Raw genomic sequence first — 6,021 nt, forward strand, 5'->3', positions numbered from 1 at the left:
CTTACGATTACCCACATTTTTTGAGGCCCGGCCCAACCGAAAACTTGAGTCGCCGGAATCACTTATGATTTTTTGATGAGCACCTGATTCGAGAAGAGGTGCTCTATGGGACTGACTTCACGCGCCCGGGATGAGAAGGCGCATCGTTTGGCGTCTGACGCGGTGACTTGGTTTGATCGTGAAGCTGCGCTGTGCGAATTCCAGGACGCTCGACTTGGCGAGAGATTTCGCATGCTGCTGGAGCAAATTGGTGGAGACATCGGACAGAGCATTCCGATGGTTTGCCGAGACTGGGCGAATACCAAGGCGGCCTACCGTTTCTTCTCCAATGAACGAGTAAGCGAGGCCGACATCCTATCTGGTCATTTTAAATCGACGCGGGAACGTATCGCGGCTGCGAAAGGGCCTGTTCTTGTTCTGCATGATACGACCGAATTCACCTATCAAAGGGAGCGCCCGGATCTGATCGGGATGATTAAGCGCATCCCCAAAGGCAACTCTCGAAGATTGGACGGAAAACCCCAAACGTACACGACATGCGGAATATTGATGCATTCGAGCCTTGCGATGACCCTTGAGGGGCTTCCACTGGGGCTCAGCGCCGTGAAGTTCTGGACCAGAAAGAAATTCAGAGGGGTCGCTGCGCTCAGGCGCGAGGTCAACCTGACACGGATCCCCATTGAAACCAAGGAGAGCATTCGTTGGCTGGAGAACCTCAAGCAATCCACGGAGCTTTTTGAGAAGCCATCGAAGTGCATCCATATCGGTGATCGTGAGGCCGATATTATGAGTTGTTTTGCGCCGTGGCAAGCAGTCGCGGTATCCAGCTTTGACTTTGACAGTGATCCACGCTGATGAAAGAGGAGCGACAAAGAACAGAAAGAAGATTGAATGGAAACTCCTGACCGATCTTCCGGTGCAATCGCGCGGGGACGCCATCGAGAAACTTGAATGGTATTCCCTGCGATGGAAGATCGAGGTCTTCCACAAGATATTCAAATCCGGCTGTCGGGCAGAGGACTCGCAACTGCGGACTGCTCAGCGATTGACGAATCTGATCTCGGTGTTCTGCATTGTGAGCTGGCGCATTTTTTGGATGACGATGCTCAATCGTTCAGCACCAAATGCCTCACCGGAATTTGCGCTGACCAAAGCTGAAATCCAATTGCTTGATCGGCTCGTCAAAGACAAGAATCCAGTCAGCAAACGAAGGACATTGTCGCATTATCTCATCAAGATCGCCAGGCTCGGCGGCTATCTCGCGCGCGCCAACGATCCGCCACCAGGGAATCTCATCACGTGGCGCGGACTATCGCGTTTCATCGATATCGCAACGGGAGCGAAGCTCTGACTCAAAGATGTGGGTAATCGTAAGCTGCGTCGTATGCGTACCATGTACCAGCGAAAGCTACTAGATAGAGTACGTATGGCGGCCTATACTAGTGACCTTTTCACACCAAATGAATCCCGCCGCGCCGGATGTGTGCTACACTGATGCTCCCCGTCACATGTCCTTTATTCAGCCAAACGGGACGCGCTCGGCCTCGTCTCCTAAAGGGGGTCACCTTTACAATGGCTGCAACGTGCGCAATGCCTTCTTGAGCGCGCCGGGGCCTATCATGTGATTTTTGGACTCTTTCCGTCGGTCTCTCCTCTGAAGTAGAGGCCAAGCTTCCGATGCCAGGCCTCATCGTCATTGCTCAAGGTTCCTTTAACATCTAATAGGCTTCGATGACGATGGATGGCCTCGGCGAATCTGAACGATCCCGCCATGCTGAAATCTTGCATTCCGGGATGCGAAATTGGTGCAGACCGAAGACCAGTGTTTTCGCGCCGTCGTGAAGATAAAGATCGGACCGGACTTTGCGCGGTTCAAGAGCCCGTTTAATTTGAGCGATCTCGATCCGCCGAAAGGGCAAACAAAGGGGATGGAGCATCATGCAACTTCAACAAATGCGCGCGCTTCGTTTTGTCTGCTGCGGATCTGCGGCGTCTTCGAGCCGTGTTTTGCAAATTTATCAGGACCTCCTATGCCGGTACGAGGTCGTGATAGTAGCCGCTCTTGTCGAAGGTTGCCCTCAAGATGACCCCGGAAACTTTTGCAATAGCAACCGTGAAGTGCGTGGGCACTTTAGCGTCCGCGTTCCAAGTATTTCGGCAAATCGGTGAACCTTCCATGAGGTGCCCACAGACTGTCTGCGAGGCGCTTGTCACCGTAATATGCACGTGGAAATAGGGCGTCTCATGTCCCACGAAGCCTGCCGCACCGAAGCCTGTGTCGGCCTCACCGTCAAATCCTTTCGGAATTGTCACCGACTTGTCCGGCATCCAGCCCATCCCGATGATGCCATGCGCACTCACCTCTAGCTGCCCAGGGATCTGAACCATGTCAATCCCAGCACTTCCTGGTCGTGACTCGTGGGGAAACCGTTGTATCCTAACCGTTTCCATCGTGCCGGTCGCGTCCAAAAGGAGCCCGGTCTTTACATCGTGTTTTTTGCAGATGTCCCAAAGCGCCCGAAGGAGGTCTTCGCCTGGCTCGAGGCGGGCGTAGATGACCTCCTCGATTTTACCACTGAGCGTTTTCCTCATGTCATGGATCTCCAAATGATGAAGAGTAAAAACCGTAAACTCCTCAGGTTCTGGATAGCCGCCGAGGGTTCTGCGAAAATACTGCGGGACTGCTTAGGCATTTCCGCAATGTGGCACTTCTCAAAAGTCTTCGTCGGGTGAATTCTAAGCTCCTTGCGATCAAGCGTCGCCTCTGCGGTCACACGAGCAAAGCACTGGGCCTGTGGACTCCTGGAATTGACATAAATCACCAGCTGCACAGCTAGTACAGCCACCAAATCAGATAGAGTTGAAGAGTCTCCCTCCCGTGACGTCTGCCTTGTTGACTTAAAGCGTTGCAGCAGCTTTTATGGACAACAATCAGTGCATCTACCCAACTGCGACCACCCAAGCCTGGCGCAGACGCCCCTCTGGCTGAACCACTAAGACTTCATGAGGCCCTGTCGGGTAGATGTTGACCATCTACAGCCCTCTCCGCTTCCGGAGCGGCCGGCGGATCAGACCTATTTTCCACTCAGCATCACTGGCGACGGATTTACTGGCGCCACAAACCCTCCGTTTGCTGTGGCGAACGAGGCATCAAAGCCGACGCTTGTTGCGTCCTCGGCCCTTCAAACGTTCATAGCGCGATGTCATTGACCCTCCTCGCCCTTCTTAACTCACGGACTATGCAGCGGCGAGATCATGCGCTACGAACTCGCCGACCATGAATGGACCGCCATCAAGCCGATGCTGCCGAACAAGCCGCGTGGCGTTCCTCAGGTGAACGACAGACGTGTCCTCAATGGCATTTTCCGGGTCCTGCGATCCGGAGCGCCTTGGCGCGATCTGCCCGAGGCGTTTGGTCCGTACACGACTTGCTACAACCGGTTCGTTAGGTGGCGGCGGGCTGGTGTTCGGGGCCGCTTCATAGAAGCGCTTGCCACTGCCCATGATGCCGCTGTCCAGATGATCGACACCTCCATTGTCCGCGTGCATCAGCATGGAGCCTGCATTACAAGAAACCAGCGCCAATCAAGGTCCCGTCGGCTTGACGAGCAAAATCCATGCGGTGGTGGATGGCAATGGTCTGCCGGTACGGCTGGCGCTGAGCCCGGGTGAGGCCCATGACGTTCGACTCGCCGGAAACTGCTGTCTCGTCTGAAATCCGGGTCAATGCTGCTTGCCGACCGTGGCTATGATGCGGACTGGATCAGGGAGCTTGCCATGAAGAAGGGCGCGTGGGCCAACATCCGCCGAAAAGCAATCGCAGCGAGCCGATCTGCTTCAGCCCCAGTCCTCAATCTCTGCCAAACGCATCGAAAATGACCCGAACCGAAAATGGCAGCGTCGAAACTTCGCAGTGCGGCCGTCTCCTACACACTTGGTGTGCTATCCTTTAGGCAAAGTGAGGAAGCAGGATGCGCCAGCAGCACCCCAACACGATTGCTCGTGCTATTTCAGATGCCCTTTGCGGGAGATGGGGGATGGTGGGCGGCTGTAGCCCACACTTTAGGCCTTTTTGTACTTTTCTACACGTTGGTAGCAAGAACAGGGATGTTAGACGACGCTTACTGGCGATGGTCGTGGTGGGCGGCTATCGGTTTCAGTTTAGTCCTTCTTTTATGTTTCACCATGTTGGTGTCAAAAACGAAGGAAATGGGCATAAAGGTACTGGCTGGATATATATCAAAAGCGGTAGTCTTAACGCGCTCAAAGCTTTTTCTTATCGTTACCTATGGGCGGAGACTCCATCTTGTATTCGGCGTAGGTGTGGTGTTCCGAATCCTCGATGCCTTCCTTTTGTTTTGGGCACTATTCGCTTTTGTTATCGTGCCCGTGGCCAAGGTGCGACCACGTCTTGTTCCATTCGATTGGTGGGTGCGCTTTCTGGTAAAAACGCCAAAGATGGAGGTGTGCTAATTGCCCAGAGGGCAAGAGAGAGTTGCGGATGCATTAGTGCTCGCCCACCTTTCGGATTTGCATCTGACCGAAGACTTCACGATTGAGGGGGCTTCGTCAGCAGCATGTGAGGCAGCGTGCGCCCGCTGCCCTTACTTGGGCACTAGAGCGTTCTGATTTGGTAATTGTTAGGGGGACGTCACTGATCGGGGCCGTTATTCGGAATGGCGCCAGTTTCTTGGAATAATGGATGAACTGAAGCCGCTTACGAGCAACAAGCTCCTGCTTATTCCTGGCAACCACGATCTTGATCTTCCCCCGAAAGAGTGGACGGGTTTAAGCAGCTTTTAGCTCCATCTGAATCGGGGCGATATGTCCGATGGCGGAATGGAGCCTGGTTCGATTGTAGAAGCCCTCGATGAAGGCGAAGATATCACGCTGGGCCTCGGGGCGGGTCTGATACTGGCGATGATGGATGAGCTCGGTCTTGAGGGTGTGGAAGAAGCTCTCCATCGGGGCATTGTCGTAGCAGTCGGCCTTGCGGCTCATTGATGCGGTGATGCCGGTGGCGGCAAGGGCCGCGCGATATTCGTGTGAAGCGTACTGCACGGCGCGATCGGAATGATGGATCAATCCGGCGCCCGGCCGCTGCTGGCGGATCGCCATCGATAGCGCGGAGGAGACGAGTTCGACCTGCATGTGATGGCGCATCGCCCAACCGACGATCTTGCGGCTGAAGAGGTCCATGACGGCCGCCAAGTATAGCCAGCCCTCCGCGGTCGGGATGTAGGTGATATCGGCGAGCCAGACCCGGTTTGGGGCTGCGGCGGTGAAGTCGCGCGCGATCAGGTTCGGTGCGATCGGCAGATTGTGACGACTGTCGGTGGTTCGGACCCGACGTGGCGGCGCCATGATCGCGCGAATGCCATGCCGACGCATCAGCCGTTCGATCCGGCCTCGGCTGGCCCCACGTCCCTGCGTCCGCAGGACAGCGTGGATCCGGGGACTGCCGTAGCGCTCGCCACTCTCGCGATAGACCTGCCGGATATCGGCCAGCAGCGCAGAATTTGAGGTTGCACGGGCGCTCTCTGGGCGCTCGCGCCAAGCGTAATAACCGGCCGGCGAGACCTCGAGCGTAAGCGTAGCTCTGAGGCCCATTTGATCGGCGCTTGACGTCTATTTTGAGCGCGTGGTGTGCCGGCGCGGCTTCCATATGTCGGACAACGCATTGACAGCGGCCTCAAGCGCCTTCCGGTCGACGACGTTGGGATCGAACTGCTCCGGGCCCCAAAGGCGCATATGTTCATGCTCCGGATGGGTGGCGTCGCTGATGGCGTCGAGGTATTGGGCATAGCCTGGCGCACCGCCGGCATCTTCGGGAGGACAACGGCCAGCGGCCTCGAGCAAGAACGGAAGTCCCTCCGTTGTCGTGTTGTCGAACCACTTTTCGAGCTTGATCACGTGATCCCAGCTGTCGCCGAAGTCGTAGAGATAATGGATCGTCTTCGCGCCGGTCTCTTGAACGATATTGGAGAGCCGCGTCTTGCGAGCATCGATGGGCTGAGGGCC

At 55.7% G+C, this 6,021-nt stretch carries 5 protein-coding genes and 3 pseudogenes; 5 read left to right on the top strand and 3 right to left on the bottom strand.

The features are described from left to right. The first annotated feature begins 105 nt into the window (after positions 1-105). The gene (locus tag GA0061098_RS46855; protein ID WP_245323996.1) at positions 106-855 is read left to right on the top strand and encodes an IS4/Tn5 family transposase DNA-binding protein; all 750 of its coding nucleotides are present in this window, start codon (positions 106-108) and stop codon (positions 853-855) included. Further along, the gene (locus tag GA0061098_RS46860; RefSeq protein WP_245323997.1) at positions 842-1,351 is read left to right on the top strand and encodes an IS4 family transposase; all 510 of its coding nucleotides are present in this window, start codon (positions 842-844) and stop codon (positions 1,349-1,351) included. The genes GA0061098_RS46855 and GA0061098_RS46860 overlap by 14 nt, the downstream gene beginning before the upstream one ends. Before the next feature lie 677 nt (positions 1,352-2,028). On the opposite strand, the gene GA0061098_RS43070 is transcribed toward GA0061098_RS46860, so the two are convergent. After that, the gene (locus GA0061098_RS43070) at positions 2,029-2,592 is read right to left on the bottom strand and encodes a PCC domain-containing protein (protein WP_091968139.1); all 564 of its coding nucleotides are present in this window, start codon (positions 2,590-2,592) and stop codon (positions 2,029-2,031) included. 663 nt (positions 2,593-3,255) lie between these two features. Here GA0061098_RS43070 and GA0061098_RS43075 point away from each other — a divergent pair. The 3 genes and pseudogenes from GA0061098_RS43075 to GA0061098_RS47710 form a co-directional block, all read left to right on the top strand. Further along, positions 3,256-3,845, top strand: a pseudogene (locus tag GA0061098_RS43075) (IS5 family transposase); the annotation flags it as partial. A gap of 46 nt (positions 3,846-3,891) precedes the next feature. Further along, positions 3,892-4,473: a hypothetical protein gene (locus GA0061098_RS45565; RefSeq protein WP_165637986.1), complete on the top strand. Its 582-nt coding sequence runs from the start codon at positions 3,892-3,894 to the stop codon at positions 4,471-4,473. Between the two features lie 183 nt (positions 4,474-4,656). Next, positions 4,657-4,803: pseudogene (locus GA0061098_RS47710) on the top strand (hypothetical protein); the annotation flags it as partial. On the opposite strand, the pseudogene GA0061098_RS43085 reads toward GA0061098_RS47710, so the two are convergent. Together GA0061098_RS43085 and GA0061098_RS43090 are read right to left on the bottom strand one after the other, a co-directional pair. Then, a pseudogene (locus GA0061098_RS43085) lies at positions 4,789-5,586 on the bottom strand (IS3 family transposase); the annotation flags it as partial. The pseudogenes GA0061098_RS47710 and GA0061098_RS43085 overlap by 15 nt on opposite strands. 42 nt (positions 5,587-5,628) lie before the next feature. Beyond that, positions 5,629-6,021 (bottom strand): plasmid pRiA4b ORF-3 family protein (locus GA0061098_RS43090; RefSeq protein ID WP_091968145.1); only part of this gene is annotated, 393 nt, incomplete at its 5' end.

Source organism: Bradyrhizobium shewense (assembly GCF_900094605.1).
Taxonomy (GTDB): domain Bacteria; phylum Pseudomonadota; class Alphaproteobacteria; order Rhizobiales; family Xanthobacteraceae; genus Bradyrhizobium; species Bradyrhizobium shewense.

Bases quoted from the DNA above. Each gene is read 5' to 3' on its own strand.
- GA0061098_RS43070 (WP_091968139.1), bottom strand. From the start codon at position 2,592: ATGAGGAAAACGCTCAGTGGTAAAATCGAGGAGGTCATCTACGCCCGC.
- GA0061098_RS46855 (WP_245323996.1), top strand. From the start codon at position 106: ATGGGACTGACTTCACGCGCCCGGGATGAGAAGGCGCATCGTTTGGCG.
- GA0061098_RS45565 (WP_165637986.1), top strand. From the start codon at position 3,892: ATGGCAGCGTCGAAACTTCGCAGTGCGGCCGTCTCCTACACACTTGGT.